At 62.4% G+C, this 20,957-nt stretch carries 19 protein-coding genes, 1 tRNA gene, 1 pseudogene and 1 riboswitch; of the genes and pseudogenes, 10 read left to right on the forward strand and 11 right to left on the reverse strand.

All coding sequences use genetic code 11. The annotated features are described in order from the left end of the window. Positions 1 to 9: 9 nt before the first annotated feature. Genes GGQ68_RS17100 through GGQ68_RS17110 form a run of 3 tightly spaced genes read right to left on the reverse strand, consistent with a single transcriptional unit; the run spans position 10 to position 2,247 of the window. On the reverse strand, positions 10 to 747 hold the full coding sequence (locus GGQ68_RS17100; protein WP_183968156.1) for an amino acid ABC transporter ATP-binding protein: 738 nt from the start codon (positions 745 to 747) through the stop codon (positions 10 to 12). Continuing rightward, a complete protein-coding gene (locus tag GGQ68_RS17105; protein WP_183968158.1) occupies positions 747 to 1,418 on the reverse strand; it encodes an amino acid ABC transporter permease in 672 nt (223 codons plus the stop codon). Before GGQ68_RS17105 ends, GGQ68_RS17100 begins: the two co-directional genes overlap by 1 nt. A gap of 46 nt (positions 1,419 to 1,464) precedes the next feature. Continuing rightward, positions 1,465 to 2,247 (reverse strand): transporter substrate-binding domain-containing protein, encoded by a 783-nt coding sequence (locus GGQ68_RS17110; RefSeq protein WP_183968161.1) that lies wholly within the window; start codon positions 2,245 to 2,247, stop codon positions 1,465 to 1,467. 163 nt (positions 2,248 to 2,410) lie between these two features. Between GGQ68_RS17110 and GGQ68_RS24620 the strand changes: the two genes are divergently transcribed. Then, the gene (locus GGQ68_RS24620) at positions 2,411 to 3,103 is read left to right on the forward strand and encodes a FadR/GntR family transcriptional regulator (protein WP_183968163.1); all 693 of its coding nucleotides are present in this window, start codon (positions 2,411 to 2,413) and stop codon (positions 3,101 to 3,103) included. A 41-nt stretch (positions 3,104 to 3,144) separates the two neighbouring features. Here the strand turns inward: GGQ68_RS24620 and GGQ68_RS17120 are convergent, their stop codons facing one another. Next, positions 3,145 to 4,155 carry a LacI family DNA-binding transcriptional regulator gene (locus GGQ68_RS17120; RefSeq protein ID WP_343055971.1) on the reverse strand — a complete coding sequence of 337 codons (1,011 nt, stop codon included), beginning with the start codon at positions 4,153 to 4,155 and terminating at the stop codon, positions 3,145 to 3,147. A gap of 127 nt (positions 4,156 to 4,282) precedes the next feature. Here GGQ68_RS17120 and GGQ68_RS17125 point away from each other — a divergent pair, with 127 nt between their 5' ends. From GGQ68_RS17125 to GGQ68_RS17145, 5 genes are read left to right on the forward strand one after another with little or no spacing between them, the layout of a single operon-like run. Further along, positions 4,283 to 5,341, forward strand: a complete 1,059-nt coding sequence (locus GGQ68_RS17125; RefSeq protein WP_183968165.1) for a sugar phosphate isomerase/epimerase family protein — start codon at positions 4,283 to 4,285, stop codon at positions 5,339 to 5,341. Beyond that, entirely contained in the window at positions 5,338 to 6,495 is a 1,158-nt protein-coding gene (locus GGQ68_RS17130) for a Gfo/Idh/MocA family protein (protein ID WP_183968167.1), read from the forward strand. The genes GGQ68_RS17125 and GGQ68_RS17130 overlap by 4 nt, the downstream gene beginning before the upstream one ends. Next, the gene (locus GGQ68_RS17135) at positions 6,492 to 7,991 is read left to right on the forward strand and encodes a sugar ABC transporter ATP-binding protein (RefSeq protein WP_183968169.1); all 1,500 of its coding nucleotides are present in this window, start codon (positions 6,492 to 6,494) and stop codon (positions 7,989 to 7,991) included. Before GGQ68_RS17130 ends, GGQ68_RS17135 begins: the two co-directional genes overlap by 4 nt. Continuing rightward, positions 7,988 to 8,992: an ABC transporter permease gene (locus GGQ68_RS17140; protein WP_183968171.1), complete on the forward strand. Its 1,005-nt coding sequence runs from the start codon at positions 7,988 to 7,990 to the stop codon at positions 8,990 to 8,992. Before GGQ68_RS17135 ends, GGQ68_RS17140 begins: the two co-directional genes overlap by 4 nt. Positions 8,993 to 9,015: 23 nt before the next feature. Then, positions 9,016 to 9,969, forward strand: coding sequence for an ABC transporter substrate-binding protein (locus tag GGQ68_RS17145; protein WP_183968173.1), 954 nt, complete (start codon positions 9,016 to 9,018; stop codon positions 9,967 to 9,969). 71 nt (positions 9,970 to 10,040) lie between these two features. Here the strand turns inward: GGQ68_RS17145 and GGQ68_RS17150 are convergent, their stop codons facing one another. The 4 genes from GGQ68_RS17150 to thiM are packed head-to-tail and all read right to left on the reverse strand — an operon-like array spanning position 10,041 to position 12,908. Then, positions 10,041 to 10,709, reverse strand: coding sequence for a TenA family protein (locus tag GGQ68_RS17150; RefSeq protein ID WP_183968175.1), 669 nt, complete (start codon positions 10,707 to 10,709; stop codon positions 10,041 to 10,043). Continuing rightward, a complete protein-coding gene (thiD, locus tag GGQ68_RS17155; protein ID WP_183968177.1) occupies positions 10,706 to 11,512 on the reverse strand; it encodes a bifunctional hydroxymethylpyrimidine kinase/phosphomethylpyrimidine kinase in 807 nt (268 codons plus the stop codon). Before thiD ends, GGQ68_RS17150 begins: the two co-directional genes overlap by 4 nt. Then, complete coding sequence (thiE, locus tag GGQ68_RS17160) at positions 11,509 to 12,123, reverse strand: thiamine phosphate synthase (RefSeq protein WP_183968179.1); 615 nt, start codon at positions 12,121 to 12,123, stop codon at positions 11,509 to 11,511. The genes thiD and thiE overlap by 4 nt, the downstream gene beginning before the upstream one ends. Then, positions 12,120 to 12,908 carry a hydroxyethylthiazole kinase gene (thiM, locus tag GGQ68_RS17165; RefSeq protein ID WP_183968181.1) on the reverse strand — a complete coding sequence of 263 codons (789 nt, stop codon included), beginning with the start codon at positions 12,906 to 12,908 and terminating at the stop codon, positions 12,120 to 12,122. The genes thiE and thiM overlap by 4 nt, the downstream gene beginning before the upstream one ends. Positions 12,909 to 12,953: 45 nt before the next feature. Further along, positions 12,954 to 13,050, reverse strand: a riboswitch (TPP riboswitch). A gap of 601 nt (positions 13,051 to 13,651) precedes the next feature. Here thiM and GGQ68_RS17170 point away from each other — a divergent pair. Further along, complete coding sequence (locus GGQ68_RS17170; RefSeq protein ID WP_183968183.1) at positions 13,652 to 14,881, forward strand: MFS transporter; 1,230 nt, start codon at positions 13,652 to 13,654, stop codon at positions 14,879 to 14,881. A 519-nt stretch (positions 14,882 to 15,400) separates the two neighbouring features. After that, positions 15,401 to 15,484 (forward strand) — tRNA-Leu (locus GGQ68_RS17175). A 73-nt stretch (positions 15,485 to 15,557) separates the two neighbouring features. Here the strand turns inward: GGQ68_RS17175 and GGQ68_RS17180 are convergent. Then, positions 15,558 to 16,208 carry a tyrosine-type recombinase/integrase gene (locus GGQ68_RS17180; protein ID WP_343055972.1) on the reverse strand — a complete coding sequence of 217 codons (651 nt, stop codon included), beginning with the start codon at positions 16,206 to 16,208 and terminating at the stop codon, positions 15,558 to 15,560. A gap of 461 nt (positions 16,209 to 16,669) precedes the next feature. Here GGQ68_RS17180 and GGQ68_RS17185 point away from each other — a divergent pair. Then, positions 16,670 to 16,928, forward strand: a pseudogene (locus tag GGQ68_RS17185) (transposase); the annotation flags it as partial. Positions 16,929 to 17,297: 369 nt separating this feature from the next. Here the strand turns inward: GGQ68_RS17185 and GGQ68_RS17190 are convergent. Both GGQ68_RS17190 and GGQ68_RS17195 read right to left on the reverse strand, forming a co-directional pair. Continuing rightward, a complete protein-coding gene (locus GGQ68_RS17190; RefSeq protein WP_183968185.1) occupies positions 17,298 to 18,731 on the reverse strand; it encodes an aldehyde dehydrogenase family protein in 1,434 nt (477 codons plus the stop codon). Between the two features lie 76 nt (positions 18,732 to 18,807). Next, a complete protein-coding gene (locus GGQ68_RS17195) occupies positions 18,808 to 19,434 on the reverse strand; it encodes a TetR/AcrR family transcriptional regulator (RefSeq protein WP_183968188.1) in 627 nt (208 codons plus the stop codon). A 136-nt stretch (positions 19,435 to 19,570) separates the two neighbouring features. Between GGQ68_RS17195 and GGQ68_RS17200 the strand changes: the two genes are divergently transcribed. Then, positions 19,571 to 20,938, forward strand: coding sequence for an aminotransferase (locus GGQ68_RS17200; RefSeq protein ID WP_183968190.1), 1,368 nt, complete (start codon positions 19,571 to 19,573; stop codon positions 20,936 to 20,938). The last annotated feature ends 19 nt before the right edge of the window (positions 20,939 to 20,957 follow it).

The following is a 20,957-nucleotide window of genomic DNA, read 5'->3' on the forward strand; positions in this document are numbered from 1 at the left end:
TCCTTTGTATTAGTGGTCCAGCACGGCGTGCAGGAAATTCCGCGTCCGCTGTTCGACAGGGGCGGAAAATAGCGTTTCGGGCGGGGCGGCTTCGACGACGGCGCCTCCGTCCATGAAGATGACGCGGTCGGCAACCTGACGGGCAAACCCCATCTCGTGCGTGACGACGACCATGGTGACACCGGTGCGCGCGAGGTCGCGCATCACGTCCAGGACTTCGCCCACCATTTCGGGGTCGAGGGCGGACGTGGGCTCGTCAAAGAGCAGCACCTGCGGTTCCATTGCCAGCGCGCGCGCGATCGCCACACGCTGTTGCTGTCCGCCGGACAGGCCGCTGGGGTACTTGTCGCCCTGCTCGGACAGGCCAACGCGCGCCAGAAGCCGATCCGCAAGCCCCTGCGCTTCGGCCCGAGGGGTGCCGCGCACCCGGCGTGGGGCGAGCATGATGTTTTCGCGCACGGTCAGATGCGGGAACAGGTTGAAGTTCTGAAAGACCATGCCGACCTCGGCCCTGACCTTGGCGAGGCTGCGACCGGGCACAACGGGCACGCCATCCACGGTGATCGCGCTGTCGTTCGAAAAGGGTTCAAGCCGGTTGATGCAGCGGATCAGGGTGGATTTCCCAGACCCTGACGGACCGATCACGCAGACGACTTCGCCTTGGGCGATTTCGAGGTCGATGCCCTTGAGCGCGTGGAAGGTGCCATAGTATTTCTGCAGGTTTTTTATGCTAATGTATCCGGCCATTACACCTGTCCCCGGTTCATTCGGCGTTCGAGCCGGGACACCAGCAGCACAGCCGGCAGCAGAAACGCGAGGTAAATCGCAGCAGCACCAATCAGCGGCGTCGGGTTCGCCGTCAGGGCCTGCGCCTGCGTCGCCTGCTTGAGAAGGTCAGGCATGGCGACCACCGACGCCAAGGCGGTGTCCTTGATCACGTTGATAGAGTTGTTGGTCAGCGGCGGGATCACAACGCGGATCGACTGTGGCAGGATCACATCGGTCATCGTCTGGCGATGGTTGAGGCCCAGTGCGGCAGAGGCTTCGAACTGACCTTTTGGCACGGCTTCGATTCCGGCGCGGAAGATCTCGGCGGTGTAGGCGCCCGACACCAATGTCAGCGCGGCCATCGCAGAGACGAAGGCCGACAGGCGCACACCGACGAAGGGCAGGGCGTAGTAGACAACGATCAGCAGAACCAGAAGGGGGATGGAGCGAAAGATGTCGATGTAGGCTCGGGTCAACCAGCGAAGCGGCGCGATGGCATACAGCCGCGTCAGACACAGGATCAGCCCCAGCACCAGACCGGCGAGGATGCTCGCCACGCCAAGCTTCAGCGTCAGCCACAACCCCTTGACCAACATTGGCCAGGTGCGTGCCAGCACATCGAAATTCAGAAAGGTTTCAAAGAGGTCCATGTCGGTCCTTTGTCTGGGGCCCGGACAGTCGCCGGGCCCGCAAGGGTTATTTCGCGGCAGGCATGTCGAGCACGGTCACGGTCGAGGTTTCGGCCTCGGGCGCAGCCCCGAACCATTTTTCGTGCAGATCGGCCAGCGTGCCGTCCTCCTTGAGGTCGGTCAGCAGGGCATTGACGTCGGAGGCCAGCTCCGCGTCCTTGGCAAACATGAAGGAGTACTTTTCACCGGTGGCGATGCGTTGCACGACGTCAAGGCCGGGCTTGTCCTTGACGTAGTATTGCAACGCCGGAATGTCCGAGATGTAGCCGTCGATCCGGCCCGCTTGCAGGTCCAGCATGGCGGGGGCCAGGCCTTCGTAGCGGCGGATGTCGGCAAAGCCATAGTCCTCGGCGTGTTCGGTGGCCCACATGTCGCCCGTCGATCCGGTGTCGACGCCAACGATCTTGTCGCCCATCTCGTCCAGCGAGGCAGGTCCGCCTGTCGCCACGGTCAAGGATTGATCGCTGTCGTAATAGGGCTGTGCAAAGCTAACCGATTGCAGGCGTTCGTCGGTGATGGTGATGGATGACATCGCCATGTCGATGCGGCCCGACTGCACGGCAGAGAACAGGCCGTTGAACGGGATGTTCACGATTTCAACGTCGCGGCCCAGCTTTTCGGCAACGGTGTTGGCAAGGTCGACTTCGAACCCCGTGAAATTGCCGGCCTCGTCCTGGAATTCCCACGGGACGTTGCCGATGTTCGCGCCGATTTCCAGCGCGTCCTGGGCCAGCGCTGTGGACGCAAGGCCGAGTGTCAGCAGGCTTGTGCTTATGATGGTCTTGAACATTTTATCTCCCTGATTGCGATAGTGCACCTTATTTTGGCGCTTAAACTGGTCAGACCAGTCTTACCGGTAAGGACACGCTGGCGTGAGTCCATGCGATATGCAATGAAGAAATGAAAGAAAGCGCACGACGCTCCGACAACTGCACAAAGATTGGACAAGGCCGATGCAGCAAGACTACGGGAAACTGCCGGTGACCGAGGTCATCACCCGGCGGATCCAGGAAATGATTCGAAGCGGGGAGTTCCCGCCGGATGCCAAGCTTCCGTCGCAGCGCGTTCTGGCTGACCGGCTGGGCGTCTCACGCCCGTCCTTGCGCGAGGCTTTGTTGACGCTCGAAACCCTCGGCTTGATCCGGACATTGCCCGCGCGCGGAACCTTCGTGGTTGGCGAGAAGGATACCAAAGCCCCGATGGCGTGGCGGTTTGGCAATAGCTTTTCGCTGCTCGAGGTGTTCCAGACCCGGCTGGTGGTCGAAGTGGAGCTGTGTCGGCTGGCTGCGCCGCAGATGACCGATGACCAGTTGGCCCGATTGAACGCTGCGGCGACGCGCTTTGAAGAGGCGTGGCGTTCCGGCGATCTGGTGAGCCACGTGGCAGCGGACCTGGCCTTTCATGCGCAGATCGCCGAAGCCTGCCCAAATGGCATGTTGCGCGCTTTTTACCAGTCCATCACCGACATGCTGACCGAGAGCCAGCGCGCGCCCATTCCGCGAACAGAAGTTGATCGCATGGAAGCCTCCATCGCGGAGCATCGGGACATCTATTCTGCCTTGCAGGCAGGCTGCGCGTCCGACGCCGCAGATGCCATGCGCGCGCACATTCGCAACACCGGGCGTATTGCCGGGCTGACATTGTAATTTAACGCGCAACCTTGTTGAGGCAGCCCGACGGTCGCGACCTATTCAGGAGCGGGGCCGGTGCTGCCACGCGGAATGAGGTGCACGGTGATGATTTCAGACTGTCCGTCCTTGGTTTTGCTGGCGATCATGTCCATCAATATTTCGGCGGCCCGGACGCCAATATCCGTGCGCGGCTGACGGATGGTGGTAAGGCCGGGGGACAGATGCTGGGCGATTTCGATATTGTCGAAACCCACGATGGAGACGTCTTCCGGCACACGGATGCCACGGCTTTGAAGCGCGCCCATGCAGCCAATCGCCATCTCGTCCGATGACAGGAACAAAGCGGTGGGGCGGTCTTCGAGGTGACACCATGCCCGGGCCGCGGCGGCGCCGGAATCCATGGTGAAATCGCCTTCGAGAATCCAGTCGTCGTGGACGGGCAAACCACGGTCGGCAAGAGCGCGGCAGAACCCATCGCGCCGGGTTTCTGTCAGGACGTTGCCCGGGGGGCCGGTGACATGGCCAATCTTGCGGTGTCCGAGGTCTGCAAGATGATTGACGGCCAGCGCCGCGCCGCGGGCGTTTTCCACGCGGACCGATGGCAGGGTGCTTCCCATCCATTCACACACCAGCACGGCCGGGGGGACCAGCGGGCCTGACAACGTCTCTGGCGACAGGGTGCCGTCCAGAACGACAAGCCCATCGGCCTGCCCGGAGGTGAGGTAGTGCGTCAGGCGTTGATCGGCATCGGGCCCGGTCTGCGTGTCTGCAATGAGCATGCTGTATTCCGCAGGCGTCAGAACGGATGCCAGCCCGGCGAGGATCTGAGAGAAAAACGGGTTTGCGATGTTGGGCAAGAGCACAAGAACGGTGCCGGTGCGCTGCCGTCGCAGATTCGACGCCGTGGTGTTGACGCGATATCCCGTCTCCGCAACGGCGCTCAAAACGGCCTCACGCGTGGCCTTGGCCACGACATCGGGTTTGGAAATCGTACGACTGACGGTTGCAGTCGATACGCCAGCGACACGCGCAACGTCCTGAATCGTGGCGATTTTACTGTCCATCATCTTCCCTTCGAATGGCCGCTTAACATCGCCCGAAATAAATCTGTTGTAAACGATTGCATCCTTTGTCAGGCTGCCATGTAAACGATTTCATCGTCGCCGGTGGGGAGACTGGCGTGAGGAGGACATCTTGAAGACAATTAAGGGGCCAGCGCTGTTTCTGGCGCAATTCGCGAGCGATGACGCACCTTTCAACAGCTGGGACGGGATCACCCGCTGGGCCGCTGACTGTGGCTATGCAGGGGTTCAGGTGCCATCATGGGATGCCCGGCTTTTCGATCTCGACACCGCTGCGGAGAGCAAGACCTATTGTGATGAATGGGCGGGCAAGGCGCGGGACAATGGCGTCGCCGTCACCGAGCTATCGACACATTTGCAAGGGCAACTGGTGGCGGTGCATCCGGCCTATGATGCCGCCTTTGACGGCTTTGCCGCGCCTTCGGTGCATGGCAATCCTGCCAAGCGTCAGGCATGGGCCGTCGATCAGATGCAAAAGGCGATCCGGGCGTCGGCGCATCTGGGCCTGACCGCGCTGCCGACATTTTCCGGCGCGCTGGCGTGGCCTTACATCTACCCGTGGCCGCAACGCCCCGAAGGGCTGGTCGAGATGGCCTTCGATGAGTTGGCAAAGCGCTGGCGGCCGCTTTTGGACATGGCGGACGCGCATGGGATCCACCTGTGTTACGAGATCCATCCCGGCGAGGACCTGCATGACGGCGCGACCTTTGAGATGTTTCTGGATCGCGTCGACCAGCACCCGCGTGCCATGATGCTGTACGATCCCAGCCATTACCTTCTGCAATGTCTTGATTACAAAGCGAACCTCGACATCTACGCCGACCGGATCGGCGCGTTTCACGTCAAGGATGCGGAGTTCAATCCAACGGGTCGCCAAGGCGTCTACGGCGGATATCAATCCTGGGTCAATCGCGCCGGACGGTTCCGCAGTCTGGGCGACGGGCAGGTGGATTTCGGCGCGATCTTTGCCAAGCTCGCGGCGATGGATTTCGACGGCTGGGCCGTGGTCGAATGGGAATGCGCGCTGAAACACCCCGAAGATGGCGCGCGGGAGGGGGCGGCCTTTGTGCGCGATCACATCATCCGGGTGACGCCGCATGCGTTTGACGATTTCGCCGATGGTGGCGCGGATGAGGCCGCCAACCGCAAGATGCTGGGGCTGTCGCAATGAACCGGTTCGAGGGCCGCAGCGGGCCGATCCGGCTGGGCATGGTCGGCGGCGGGCAGGGCGCGATGATTGGCGGCGTTCATCGGGTGGCCGCCCGATTGGATGGCGCGTTTCAGCTGGTGGCGGGGGCGCTGTCGTCGACCGAAGACAAGGCGCGGGCCTCTGCGGAGGAGGTCGGTATCGCCGAAGATCGGACCTACATCGACTATATCGAGATGGCCAAACGCGAGGCGCGCTTGAAAGATGGCGTCGAGGCCGTGTCGATCGTGGTGCCCAATCACATGCACCTGCCTGTGGCGCGTGAATTCCTGAAGCGTGGCATTCACGTCATTTGTGACAAGCCGCTGACCGGGACGCTGTCGGATGCAAAGCGGCTGAAGACAGCCGCGGAGAAATCCGATGCTCTGTTTATCCTCACGCATAATTATACAGGGTATCCGCTGGTCCGTGAGGCGCAGGCGCGGGTTGCACGCGGGGATCTGGGCGATATCCGGCTGGTGCAGGTGGAATATGCACAAGACTGGCTTGCCGAAGCGCCGGACGCCGACAACAAACAGGCCGCGTGGCGCACGGATCCGGCCAAAAGCGGTGCGGGCGGCGCCACTGGTGACATCGGCACCCATGCCTGGAACCTGCTGCGGTTTGTCACCGGGCTGGCACCGGAGGCCATCGCCGCCGACTTGCAGAGTTTCGTGCCGGGACGCACGCTGGATGACAACGGCCATGTGATGTTGCGGTTTGAAGGCGGCGCACGCGGCACGCTGTGGTGCAGTCAGGTTGCGGCGGGGCGGGAGAATGATCTGCGCCTGCGCATCTTTGGCACGCGTGCAGGGCTGGAGTGGCGGCAGGAAAACCCCAACGCCTTGCAGATCACACCGCTTGGCGGCAGCACCGAGATCATCACGCGCGCCTCGGCGGCGACCACCGCAGGCTCACGGCGACTGACGCGTATTCCGCCCGGACATCCGGAGGGGTTTTTCGAAGCCTTTGCAAACATTTACGGCGAAGCGGCGCAGGCCATCCGCGCGGCGCGCACCGATGCGCCCTTGCCGGAGGGCGTGACCTTTCCTTCTATCGCGGACGGGGTGGAGGGCGTGGCCTTTGTCGAGGCTTGCGTGCGCTCGTCCAAACGCAACGCCGCGTGGGTTTCGCTATGACCGCCATTCTTGAGGCCCGTGGTGTCACCCGGTCCTTTGGACCGATCGAAGTCCTGCACGGCGTCGATTTTTCACTGGTCCCCGGCGAGATACACGCCCTGATCGGAGAAAACGGCGCGGGCAAGTCGACGATGATGAAGATCCTCGGCGGCTATCTGGCACCGACGACCGGCGCGCTGATGCTTGATGGCAAGCAGGTCAGTTTTGCCGATCAGCGGGCAGCCGAAGCCGCTGGCATCCTCATGATCCACCAGGAATTCAATCTCGCGCTCCAGCTTACAGTCGAGGAGAACCTCTTCCTTGGCCGGGAAAAACGGCGCGGGCCTTTTCTGGACGGGCGGGCCATGCGGGAGGAGGCTCGCACGCTTTTGGCGCGGCTTGATTGCCATGTGGATCCGCGCAGGCGCATTCAGGATCTGTCGGTGCCCAATCGCCAGATGGTCGAGATCGCCCGCGCGCTTGGGCGACAGGCGCGCGTCCTTATCATGGACGAACCGACGGCCGTTTTGACGGGGCGCGAGACGGATGTGCTGCTGGAGCAGATCGAACGGCTGAAGGCCCAAGGCACCGCGATCCTGTACACCAGTCACAAGCTGGACGAGATCGCCCGCATCGCAGACCGTGTTACGGTTCTGCGCGATGGCACGCATATCACCACCCGCCCGGCCGAGGGGTTTACCGAACATGCGATGGCCGAAGCAATGGTGGGGCGCGAATTGTCGGACCTGTTTCCGGCCAAGGCAAAGCCCGGTGCCGACGTTGTGCTGGAGGTCGAGGGGCTGACCGTGCCCGGCTATGTGCGCGATGCGTCGTTCACGCTGCGCCGGGGCGAGGTTCTGGGCTTTGCCGGGCTGGTCGGGGCCGGGCGCACGGAACTGATGGAAGGGATCGTCGGCCTGCGCCCCGCGCAGGGCACGGTGCGGGTCAACGGCACGCCGCTGAAACCCGGGTCAGTGCGGGCCGCGCGTGAGGCCGGGCTGGTCTATCTGACCGAGGATCGCAAGGACAAGGGGCTGCTGCTGGGCAAGGCGCTGACCGAGAACCTGACGCTGCTGGCGCTCGACACGTTCGGCGGCGTGTTCATCGACCCGCAGGCCGAGGATCAGGCGCTGGATCAGGCGATCGAGGAATTCGACATCCGTGTGAAGGATCGCAAGCTGCTGGCTGGCAGCCTGTCGGGCGGTAACCAGCAAAAGCTGCTTATGGCCAAGACGATGCTGGCCAAGCCTCAGATCGTCATCATCGACGAGCCGACACGCGGCATCGACATCGGCACCAAGCAACAGATCTATGAGTTCATCGCCGCGCTGGCCGCACAGGGGAAAAGCGTGATCGTCGTGTCTTCGGAATTGCCCGAGGTGATCGGGCTGTCCTCGCGCGTGTGCGTGATGGGACGGGGGCACATCGCCGCTGAACTGAGCGGTGCCGAAATCACCGAAGATGCCATCCTGCGCCGCGCCATGGGCGTCAGCGAAACGACCGGAGAACCCGCATGACTGACACGACCGTAGAAAGCGATGCCACGCCGCGCCGAGGCGCCCTTCGCCTGCAAACCATTGGTCCGGTTCTGGCGTTGATCGCGCTGATCATCCTTGGTGCGTCGCTGAATTCCAATTTCCTTGGCTATGCCAACGTGACCAACGTGCTGGCGCGGTCTGCCTTTATCGGCATCATCGCCATCGGCATGACCTTCGTGATCACCGGCGGCGGGATCGACCTGTCCGTGGGGTCGATGGCGGCCTTTGTGGCAGGCGTCATGATCATGACGATGAACGCGCTTATTCCCGTGCTTGGGATTGGCGTGCCCCTGGTTGCGGCAGGTATGGCCGTGGCGCTCTTGACCGGGCTTGCCGCCGGGCTGCTGAACGGCGTCCTGATTGCCAAGGTGGGCATCGAGGCGTTCATCGTGACGCTTGGCGCGATGGGGGTGTACCGGTCGTTGACCACATGGCTGGCGGATGGCGGCACGCTGTCACTGAACTTTGACGCGCGCAGCTTTTATCGCCCGGTTTATTACGACGGCCTTCTGGGTGTGCCGTGGCCGATCATTGTCTTTGCCGTTGTCGCCATCGTCGGTGAGATCGCCATGCGCAAGACCGCCTACGGCCGCCATTGTGCGGCGCTGGGGGCGAATGAGCAGGTGGCGCGCTATTCCGCTGTCCGCGTCGATGCGGTGCGCATGTCGACCTACGTGTTGCTTGGTGGCCTCGTTGGCCTTGCCACAATCATGTACGTGCCGCGCCTTGGCTCCGCCTCCGGGTCCACCGGAACGCTGTGGGAGCTGGAGGCGATTGCCGCCGTCATCATCGGGGGCACCGTGCTGAAGGGGGGCTTTGGCCGCGTCTGGGGCACCGTGATCGGCGTGCTGATCCTGAGCCTGATCGACAACATTCTGAATCTCGCCTCGATTGTCTCACCCTATCTCAACGGCACGATCCAAGGCGTCATCGTTATCCTGGCCGTGGTTTTACAACGGCAAGGAAAATCTGCCGACTGAACGGCACATAAGGGAGGAACCACATGAAACGCAGACATATCCTGAAGGGGGCGGCGCTGAGCCTCGCGCTTGCAGCAGGCCCCGCACTGGCCCAAGAGGACAGCTACACCATCGGCGTCGCCATCCCCTCGGCCACTCATGGCTTCATGGGCGGGCTGAATTATCACGCGCAGGCGTCGATCGCACGGTTGGAGGAGACCTACCCCCAGATCGAATTCGTTCTTACCACCGCCGGGGACGCCGGGAAAATGGTGAACGATATCGAGGACATGGTCGCCACACGCGGCATTGATGCGCTCGTTGTCCTGCCCTTTGAGTCCGAGCCGCTGACCTCGCCGGTGCAGGCCGTGAAAGAGCAGGGCATCTGGGTGACGGTGGTTGATCGCGGCCTCGCCGTGGAAGGGATCGAGGACCTCTATGTCGCGGGCGACAACACGGGCTTTGGCCGCGTGGCCGGCGAATATTTCGCCGAAACCCTGGGCGAAGGCGACAACATCGTTGTGCTGCGCGGCATTCCGACAACGCTCGATAACGAACGTGTGGAGGCGTTCGAGGCTGCAATCGAAGGGTCCGGCATCAACGTGCTCGACATGCAGCATGGCAACTGGAACCGCGACGATGCGTTCAACGTGATGCAGGATTTCCTGTCGAAATATGACGACATCGACGCTGTCTGGGCGGCAGATGATGACATGGCGATTGGCGTTCTGGAGGCCATTGCCCAGGCCGGGCGCGAAGACGACATGTGGGTTGTCGGCGGTGCAGGCATGAAGGAAATCATCGCGCGGATCATGGAAGGCGACCCGCAGATTCCGGTTAACGTGACGTATCCTCCGGCGCAGATTGCAACGGCGATCGAGCTGACGGCGCTTGGCCTTGTGTCGGCAACGCCGGTCTCGGGTCGGTTCATCATCGGCAGCCAGCGCATCACGCCCGAGAATGCGGAACAGTTCTACTTCCCCGACAGCCCGTTCTGATCGGGATTGCGAAACGGCGACAGGCGCACAGACTGCGCGCCTGTCGCCAATACCGGCGGACAGTGCCTTTATCAGGCCGGTGTGTCCCACGCTTCGCCGCGATAGGCACTTTCCCAGAACATCCACTCGTGCCACGACGCGCGTGTAAACGCGGCGGTCATCGCTTTGCGGGTCTCCTCATCGGCCTGTGCGGCCAGTCGGTTCGTAAGGTCCAGCATGGCCGTCACGGCGTCCTCGAAATCGGGGCTGGCGTAGGTGTCGATCCAGGCGGAAAACGGATTGTCGGGCTTGGCGCGGGCGTGGATCATCACTCCGATCTTATGGTAGATCCAAAAGCACGGCAGCAGGGACACGACCGCCACCGGAAACGGCTCGACGGCGGCCGACCGGATCAGAAAGCTGACGTAGTGGTCGCAGGCGCGCGATGGCGGCGTGGCGGCAAAGTCCTCGGCGGAGACATCGAACCGGTCCATGTAGTCCGCGTGCAGCAGACGTTCCACGACGATGGCCCCTTTGGCTGACCCTGCCAGTTGCGCAACGGCGTCGGCATCCGGCGCGCGGGCGGCGGACAGGGCCAAAGCGCGGGCAAACCCCTCCAGGTAATGCGCATCCTGAATGATATAGCGGCGGAAAGTCTCCGGTGGCAAAGTTCCGTCCGCCAATTCGGTGTTGAACGGCATTGTGGCAATGACGTTCTGAAGATCTGAGGTGTCCGTCCAAAGCGTGTCGGTGAATGTCATGCTATCCCTCCATCGAGGCTGTAGAAGTGGTGAACCGGGCCGTGACCGCGGCCCACCGTCAGGTGATCGGCGGCGGCAATAGCGGCGGAGATGTAGCTCTTGGCGCGCTGTGTCGCCTCTGCCAGCGCGTGGCCCGCGCCCAGGTGCGCCGCCAGCGCAGAGGACAAGGTGCAGCCTGTCCCATGGGTGTTCCGGGTCGCCGCGCGTGGTGCGGCGAGGCGCTGGCTGCCCTTGGCCGTGACCAGTACGTCGGTGGCGTCACTGTCGGAGAGGTGGCCGCCCTTCACCAGGACCGCAGTGCATCCGAACTCTCGCAGACGCTGACCATGTGCGGCCATTTCCTCCAACGTCTTTGCCGGCGTGGTGCCCAACAAATCCGCCGCTTCCGGCAGATTGGGGGTCAGGACCGTTGCACGTGGAAGCAGCAGATCACGCAAGGCATTGACGGCTTCGGCAGCCAGCAACCGATCGCCACCCTTGGCGACCATCACCGGATCAAGGACCACGGGAACGTCGAGGCCGTCCAATGCCTCGGCCACCACGGCCACGGTGGCGGCGTCGCCAAGCATGCCGATCTTCACCGCATCAATGCGAATGTCGTCGCGGAGGGCGGCGATCTGGGCGCGGATCATCGCGGGCGGTATCATGTCGACTGCCTGAACGCCGCGCGTGTTCTGCGCGGTCAGCCCCGTAATGACCGCCATGGCATAGCCGCCGTTGGCCGATATGGCCTTGATGTCGGCCTGGACACCAGCGCCGCCAGAGGGGTCGGACCCCGCGATGGATAGTATATTGGGGATCATGGTTCGTTCCAGTTTTGCACAAAGGTTTGCGCGGCAGCCTCAGGGTTCGTGGCCCGGGAGATGGCAGAGACCACGGCCATCCCGGCGCAGCCCGCACGGCGCACCTGTGCCGCATCGTCTGGCCCCAGTCCGCCGATGGCCATGCAGGGCAGGGCCGTGCGGGACACGATGTCTGCCAACCCTGTCCACCCCAGCGGTGGCGCGTGATCCGGTTTGGACGCCGTGGCCCGGACCGGCCCGACACCCAGGTAATCGACGCACCCCGGCGGCACGGCGGCTGCCTGCTCGGCGCTTTCTATCGACAGACCAAGAATGGCCTGTGGCCCGATGCGGGCGCGGGCGGCACGTGGATCGCCATCGGACTGGCCAATGTGCAGACCCGCTGCGCCAATGGCGCGCGCGATCTCTGTCCGGTCGTTGACGATCAGTTTCGCGCCAAGCGGTGACAGCCGGTCCATCATCTCGCGCGCCATATCGGCAAACGCCGCATCGGCAAGGGTCTTGTGCCGCAACTGCACCCAAAGCGCACCGCCGCGCGCCGCGCGCTCGGCCTGCTCCAGCATGGACCAGGGCGCCTCGGCATCAGTGACAAAGCAGAGGGGCGGGATCATGTCGTGCTGATCCGTGCGCCCTCATCCAGATCCGGCCCTGTCATGGCGTAGAGCGCATCCAGAAAGGCAGGCTGGAAACTGCCGGGTCCCTGTGTGGTCTTTGCGGCGACTTCTCCGGCGAGACCGTAGTAGGCCAGCGCCGCGACCGTGCTGTCAAAAATCGGCCCGGAGGTGATGAAGGCGCCCACCACGCCTGTCAGCGCACAGCCCAATGCGGTGACGCGTGTCATGATCGGGTCGCCATTGGCCACTCTGGCGGTGCGGGTCCCGTCCGTGACAAAGTCGATGGCCCCGGTGACCGCCACAACGCCGCCGGTCTGTGTCGCAAGGGCGTGCGCGGCCTGCTCGGCAGCCTCGACCCCATCAGCGGCATCCGCGCCCCGTCCGCGCGTGTCAGCGCCCGCCAGCGCGAGGATCTCTGAGGCATTGCCACGGATCACTGTCGGCTTCAGCGCGAGCAGCCGCTGGCCAAGCGCACGGCGCATGCCCGTCGCGCCGACGGCCACCGGGTCGAGCACCCAGGGCGTGCCATGATCCTGCGCCGCGCGCGCCGCCAGGACCATGCACTCCGCCCATTCCGCATCGAGCGTCCCGATGTTCACGGTCAAGCCCTGCGCAAGGCCCGCGAACTCACTGGCTTCTTCTTTGGCATGGACCATGGCGGGCGATGCGCCCCCCGCCAACATGACATTGGCCGCGATATTCATGGCGACATAATTGGTGATGTTCTGGATCAGCGGCGCCGTGGTGCGCATCGCCAAAAGGGAACGGGAGGGATCGGTCATCGCATCTCTTTCCTATTGGGCGGAGATGCAGAGAGGACCGCACAAGGCGACCGTCATACAACTTCCTCCGCCGGTATGAGCCGGTTCAGGTTCAAAGGGTGCTTCTCAACCCGGCGGATGCCGGATGCCCCTGTTGTGCGCTTTGGATTGCACATGTCTTTTGGAATGTCGATAGGTACGTCTCGCAGGGACCACCGGGGCGCGGGCTGTTGGCTGACCTTCGGTCGTTTTACCGCGATCGTCGTGCGCAGTTTTTTCGAGGGTAAGCGCGGGCAGGGGCGTCCCTCGCAATCGTCAACGGGGCGGAGGGCCGTCTTGCGGTCGAGCGCGGAATGCAGTGTCACGTTTCGGGCTGTCGGTCGGTGCGTCCCGGCATCAAAGATGCTGAAACCCTCGACGGAACGGACCATCGGGCACGAGGGGAAGGCATTGAACAAACGTCGCTCTTTGTGCTTTTCGAGCGCTGCACGATCATGGTTGCATCGGCATTGAAAGACGCGGGGCTGTCCCCGCCGGGGGGGCTTCGGCCTGTTCATGCGGGTGGTTGAGTTCGGACCTTGGGGGCATCATGATGAACGGGGCCAATGGGGCGGCTTTGACCCCGCGGCCTCCACACATTGAGGCTTGTCGAGCCGGTGCAAAAGCCCGACATGCTGGCGGGCACACCATGGGCCCCGACGACCATCGGCGGGGGCAATCTGCCTTGCGTCCGACCCGAGCAAGCATACCTGGAGGGAATGCCAATGATTGACGCTTCGGTGATGCCGCACGCCACGGGGCGCTGGCGGATGCTGGCGATCATTTGCGTCGGCGTTGTCGGTGTGCTTGCGACCTGGTTCTCGGCGACGGCCATCGTGCCCGAGCTGATCCGTGTCTGGCAGCTTTCTCCGGGGCAGGCGGCGTGGCTGACGAATGCCGTGCAATTGGGGTTTGTCGTGGGCGCCGTGGGCGCGTCTCTCGTCAACCTGCCAGACATCCTGCCCATGCACCGCCTGATGACCGGCGCGGCGCTTCTGGCGGCGTCGTCGAATGCTGCGCTGCTTGTGGTCGGCCCGGACACCGCGGTGATTGCCCGATTCGTGACGGGCGTTGCGCTGGCCGGGGTCTATCCGCCGGCGCTCAAGCTCATGGCGACCTGGTTCGTAAAGGGCAGGGGCCTCGCGCTCGGGTTTCTGATCGGGGCGCTGACCTTTGGCTCCTCCATGCCCCATCTTGTGCGTGCAGTGGCCGATGGCGTCGATTGGCATTCGGTGGTCTGGGCCACTTCGGCCTCTGCCCTAGGTGGCGCGTTGATATTTGGCCTCTTTGTACGTGAGGGACCAAATCCATTTGGCAGAGCCACCTTCAACCCGCGCCAGTCCCTTACCGTCTTTACCGATCGGCCACTTCTGCTCGCCAACATCGGCTACTTTGGCCATATGTGGGAGCTTTACGCCATGTGGGCCTGGTTCCTCGCCTTTGCCGCCGCGGCCCAAGCGGGGGTGCACCCGTTCCCCTTCGGCTCTCCTTCGATGCTGAGCTTCGTTGTGGTCGCATCCGGGGTGATCGGGTGCCTTGCCGGAGGCTGGCTTTCGGATCGGATCGGGCGCTGCCTGACCTGCGCGGGCATGATGATCGTGTCGGGTGCCTGCGCGATGCTGATCGGTGTCTTCTTCGACGGGCCGCCACTTCTGCTTGTGCTGCTGGCGCTCCTGTGGGGCGTGACAGTCATCGGCGACAGTGCACAGTTCTCGGCAGCCGTGACAGAGCTCGCCGACAGTGCCTTCGTTGGTACAGCGCTCGCACTCCAGATGGGGATCGGCTTTGGCCTGACGGTCGTTTCGATCTGGGCGCTGCCCATCTTTGCACAGTGGATCGGCGGATGGCAGTGGGCCTTTTTGTTCCTGGTGCCGGGACCGGTCATTGGCACGTGGGCAATGCTTACTCTTCGTGGCCGCCCCGAGGCACAGAAACTCGCAGGAGGGGCGCGCTAGGCAGGACTTTCGTGCGCGGGCTGAACGGGCGGCAGAAAGTGTCTGGCTCAGGCTACGACGTCGGCAAAGGGCAAGGTTTTGTCGCGCTCCCAACCGCTTGGCGTCGAAAATCGTCACCGCGTCTGGGTGCCTTTGCCGGTCCTTTGTTTGGCGTGCGTTGCTGTTGGAAAACCAAAACAAAGGTGAAGCAGGTCCACCTCAATCCGGCACATTGCGATGCGGCCGGGTGGGATGGTGACGCTTTCGTTGATACATGTACTCATTGATAAATGGGTTCAGATTTGAGCGGGCGTCTTGCCAAGCTGGGTGCGCGTTGACTTCTGGCGAGCGGGGTTGGCGCGTGTTGCGGAACGAAGGCAGAGCAATGCGCCTCCCCTACGCTGACGCTGCCACAACAAGGCGGGTTCATAAACGCAACGAAGCACATTTGCCGGTTCCAAGGCTGTCAAAGATCTTGACGATCTGAGGCGTTTTTCCTCTCGCACCCCGCGACAGGCTTTGCTATCTAACGCCGAATGTGCGGGTGTGGCGGAATTGGTAGACGCACCAGATTTAGGTTCTGGCGCCTTTGGCGTGGGGGTTCGAGTCCCTTCACCCGCACCATCTTGATTTCAAAGGAAAAGTTGCTGAAGTGGAAACGTTGCGCTCAGATCGAGCGCCCGAGTTTGGCACTTTGTTACCGCTTTCCGGTTTCGTTTCTGCTCTGTTCGCGTGCCGTCTGCGCCCTTCTGGAAGCGGCTGTCTGGTTAGCCTGGGCGGTATATTTCTGAACCATCGAGAGCGTCTTGTGGCCGGTCACGGCCTGAATGTCGCGCATATCGACGCTGGCGTCAGCCAGCTGTGTTGCGGCGGTGTACCGCCATCCGTGCGGCACGAGACGGTTTGTCCCGGACAGTACGCCGATGGCTTCCCGGATAGCCTCAACCTTCTTCTGCACCTTACGTTTGCCCATATGCTGCGTGGGGTTCTTCGCGAGAATATGGGTCCCGCTCCGAGGAACGGTTTCCAAGAAGCGCTGCAGGCGCGTGGGGCAGTATACCTGAATCTTGGCTGAGGTCTTCTCCTGAACGACTTTCATATACTCGCCATCAAAGTCATCCCATTTCATCGAGATGCAGTCTCCAAGCCGCTGGCCCGTGCCGATCGCCAGCTCATAAACAATGCGCTCCACGCTGGCTTCCTCGCACTCTGCCTCAAACGCTTTCAGCTTGTCCTCGGGCCATGGCTCATATTCGCCGCCCGTCAGTTTCTCGACGTCCACGACCGGGTTGCGGTCGATCCATTCGAGGTCAATGGCGTGGCGCATGAGAATCGAGAGGACGGCCACGCGTTCATTGGCCTTCGACCGGGTGACGGCCAGAAAGGGGGCGTCTGGACATGTGTGCCCTTCCTTTCCGGCGGCTGTCCTGCGTGAAGTCGTCTTGGCAGTTTAGTGGGGATTAGGGCCTGCGGGGATGAGGTAGTCCCCGAACACGCTTGAAAAAGGTGGATAACGGCCCGGATTTGCGGAGAATTTCTGTTTTGGAGGGGATGTCCTCTGATAGGACGTCGCGCATGGCGGGCAGCGAACGCTTGGCAAAATTTTCTTGGAGAGAGTATTCCGGGAATACGCGAACCCGAGCTGCGCTTTGAGCGTGTGGATGCTCAAGACGCGGCGAGCCGGTATAGACTTGTCGTGTGTGTCGGTAGAAGGGGCGACAGGTCGGAGGGCGTATAACCAAGCCGCTGCGCAAGGGTCCGGGCGGTCATTTTGCGCCGATGCACCAGGTCGTTCGAGACAATCAACACTGCCCGAACAGCGACGCTCGAAAGATTACCCGCGAAGAGCACCAAGATGCGCGGGACTTCCGGCAGACCGAGCAAGACGCGGTCTCATCCAGCCTCCGAAAGAAGGTCGAGATGCTGTTCGCCCACCTCGAGCGCATTCTCGGCCTCGGTAGGCTCCGATTACGCGGCCCATCCATGCGGCACGAACGAGAAATTCCTCCTCGCGGCCACCGCCCAGAACCTCCGGAAACTGGCAAAGATCTTTCCCGCACCGCAGTAAGCGCGAAAAGCCCGATGGGGAAGGCGCGCGCGCGTTTAGCGGCCGTCAATTTTGGCGCTCGCGAACGGGTGTTTTTCAACATAGTCAGCGGTTTGAGGACCCTCGCGGGTACCCCCAAACCAAAAATAGGCAATCGTCAGATAGCGCACTTTCCGGACTGGGATGAGGCAGTTTCCGGGGAGCAGCTGCGGCGAAGGTACAGATTTCCACCGAATTGATCGATACAGCGTTTTGTGCGAAAGATCGCCACGATCTTTTTGACGCGCCCCTCGCTCAATAGCCTTTCCGCACCGAAGTGACGGTCTGGTGCGGACGGCCATTGAACAACCGGTTTGAGAGGTCGGTGACCAGGCCGCAGCCTGCACATCGCTACTCTGGAAGTGCGATGGCTTTCACCTCGAGAAAGTCGCGCATACCTTCGGCCCCGCCTTCGCGCCCGTTTCCGGACGATTTGTACCCGCCGAAGGGAGAGCCCGCCGCCAGGTAGGCCCCGTTCACATTGACAGTGCCCGATTGCAGCGCCTTGGCGACGCGAAGCGCACGCGCGGGATCGCCGCTTTGCACGTAGGCACCAAGACCGTAGGGCGTGTCGTTCGCCAGCCGGATGCCATCCTCTTCGTCGTCGAAGGGGATCATCACCAGCACCGGGCCAAAGATCTCTTCCTGCGCGATCCGCATGTCGTTGGAGACGTCGGCAAATACCGTGGGCTTGGCGTAATAGCCGGTCTCGAACCCCTCGGGTTTGCCCAGCCCGCCGCAGACCAGCCGCGTGTTTTCGTCGAGGCCGACCTGGATCATCTTCTGCACCCGGTCGTATTGCATCTGGCTGACCAGCGGCCCCAGATGATCGCCGGGCTGCGACGGATCGCCGATCTTGACGCGGGCGCACTTCACCGCGGCCAATTCGACCGCGCGATCATAGACCGGGCGCTCGACCAGCATCCGCGTGGCAGCATCGCAGCTTTGGCCTGAATTGATGAAACAGGCGTCGATGCCTTCGTCGATGGCGCGCTCGAGGTCGCAATCGGCAAAGACGAGGTTGGGCGATTTGCCACCAAGCTCCAGCGTCACGCGTTTCACCGTGTCGGCGCTTTCCTTGAGGATCGAGGTGCCCGCCCGCGTCGATCCGGTGAAGGACATCATGGCGATGTCGGGATGGCGCGACATCGACGAGCCAACGGTGGGGCCCGCGCCGTGTACGAGGTTGAAGACCCCGGCCGGGACGCCGGCCTCGTCCATGATCTCGGCCAGCAGGTTGGCCGAAAGCGGAGTGAGTTCCGACGGTTTCAGCACCATGGTGCAGCCTGCCGCAAGGCACGGCGCGATCTTGAGCATCATCTGGTTGACCGGCCAGTTCCAGGGCGTGATCAGCCCGCAGACACCGACGGGCTCCATCACGATCAGATCGCCGTTAAGCAGGGTGTGTTCAAAGGCAAACGCCTCGAGATCTGCGACCATGGCGGTCAGGATGTCGACGCCGACCTGAGCCTGCTGTTCGCGCGCGAAGGAGATCGGAGAGCCCATTTCGATGCTGATGGCCTGCGCCATTTCGTCGATGCGGCGGGAGTAGACTTCGAGGATACGCTCCAGAAGCGCGCGCCGCTCGAGCTTGGTGGTGGCCGCGAAGGCAGGCCGGGCTGCCTTGGCGGCGGCAACAGCGGCATCGACATCGGACGCGTCGCCCATGGCCAGCACCGCGACGGTTTCTTCGGTCGCAGGGTTGATCATGTCGAGTGTGTCGCGCCCGGATGGGGCCACCCACCGGCCATTGATGTAGAATTGCGAAAGATCGATGGTGGACATGTGTTCATCCCTTGAGGCGGCGTGATTTGGCGGTGTTGATGCCCCCGCAGATCGGGGGTGTGAGGGTCGGGCCTGTCTACGCAGATGCGTTCCGAGGCAGGGCGAGCGCGGCGATCGTCCTGGTCATGTCCATGATCACCTTGTTGAGATCGTCGTAGGTCGATCTTTCCGACCAGGTGAATTCGAAAAAGAGCATGTTGGCGTTGTTGAAGATCGTGGCGCCGAACGCCTCGCAATCCAGATCGGACGACAGGCGGCCTTGGGCTTGCAGGGCCACTGTCAGATCAATGATCTGCTGGCGCAGCACCCGGTCCGACTGGCGCAGCCTGCGCGCCTCGGCCGTAGCGGGCGCCGCGAAGGCAAAGGCAAAGCCCTGCCGCCAGAGATCACGCTGAAGGACCATGTGCTGCGCGTTGAAATGCATGCCGACCAGGGTGCAGAAATTATCCTCCACCGAGGCTTCAGCGCTGGGTTCGAAATTCGCGCCAAGCTCTGCCAGACGTTCGTTTTCGATGGACGTAAGGGTCAGCAGGATTTCGTTTTTACCACCGAAATAATTGTAGAGCGTCCCGACGGAGACATCGGCCATTTCCGCGATGCGCTCCGCTTTAACGGCATCAAATCCGTGCTCAAGAAACAGGCACGTGGCCGCGTCCAAGAGGCGCTGCATGCGTTCGGATTTGTGTTTTTCGCGTAAACTCATGTTTGCACCTTGACTCAATTTTTATCTGACTACAAGTTTGAACCCAACTACCAAATTGAAGTTCACTATAATTTCTCTGACGCGACCGAACTTCGTGACGAAGTTTCGGACCCGGCCAGCTTGAGGAGGATAAATCATGTCAGGCGTTGTACAAGCAGCGGACGAGACTTGGAAAACCGACGACCACTTCCTGCATCCCTGGCAGGACGTCACCGCGATGGACCGCGATGAATGGACCCATCTCGAAGCCAGCGGCGGGATCTATGTGCGCGATTCCAACGGCAATCAGCTGATCGACGGGCCGGGCGGCATGTGGTGCGTCAACGTTGGCCACGGCCGCGAAGAGATCGTGGAGGCGGTCGCCGACCAGATGCGCAAACTCAGCTATTTCTCGCCTTGGTCGATGGCTTCCACGGCGTCGTCGGAGCTTGCCCAACGGCTGACCGCCATGACGCCCGGCGATCTCAACACCGTCTTTTTCACCACTGGCGGGTCGACCGCCGTGGATTCCGCGCTGCGATTTGTCTTTTTCTACAACAACTGCCTCGGGCGCCCGGAAAAGAAGCACATCATCTCGCGCGTGAACGCCTATCACGGCAGCACTTATCTGACGGCAAGCTGTTCGGGAAAGATGCGCGAGAAAGCGCAGATGGACATGATCGAAGACACGATCCATTTCCTGCCATGCCCAAAGCCCAAGGACCGCGCCGCCGACATGTCGGTCGAGGCGTTCTGCGACGAGAAAGTGGCGGATCTGGAGAACAAGATCCTGGAGCTCGGCGCGGACAAGGTTGCGGCCTTCATCGCAGAACCGGTCATGGCATCGGGCGGCGTGATCATCCCGCCCGAAGGCTACTACAAGCGCTGCCACGAGATCTGCAAGAAACACGACGTTCTTTTCATCGCGGACGAGGTGGTGACGGCCTTTGGACGCCTCGGATACTACTTCGCCTCCGAGGATGTCTTTGGCGTGACGCCGGACCTGCTGACCACCGCAAAGGGGCTGACCTCTGGCTATCTGCCGCTCGGGGCGTTGTTCATCTCGGACCGGCTGATCGAAGAGATCAAGTCCGTCAGCAACGAGCCGCGGAGCTTTTTCAGCGGTTTCACCTATTCCGGGCATCCGGTGTCGGTCGCGGCGGCGCAGGCCAATCTCGATATTTTTGAAAACGACAAGCTGCTCGAACATGTGCGCGAGATCAGCCCGTATTTTGCCAACGCGCTGAAATCCCTGAGCGATCTGCCCGTGGTCACGGACGTGCGGGTGCAGGGCATGATGGCGGCCGTCGAGTGCGAGCTGGACGCGGGCACACCGGATGAGAACCGCGACACGGGCTTTACGGCGAAGGTGGATGCGATCTGCCAGGAGCTCGGTCTGCTGGTCCGCCCGACCTATAACGCGTGCGTGATGTCGCCGCCCTTGACCATCACCAAGGCCGAAATCGACGACATGGTGGCCAAGCTGCGTGAGGGCATCACGCGGGCCATGCAAGTCGAGGACTGATGTCGTTGCGACGACCGAA

Source organism: Sagittula marina, from assembly GCF_014196795.1.
In the GTDB taxonomy this organism is placed as follows: Bacteria; Pseudomonadota; Alphaproteobacteria; order Rhodobacterales; family Rhodobacteraceae; genus Sagittula; species Sagittula marina.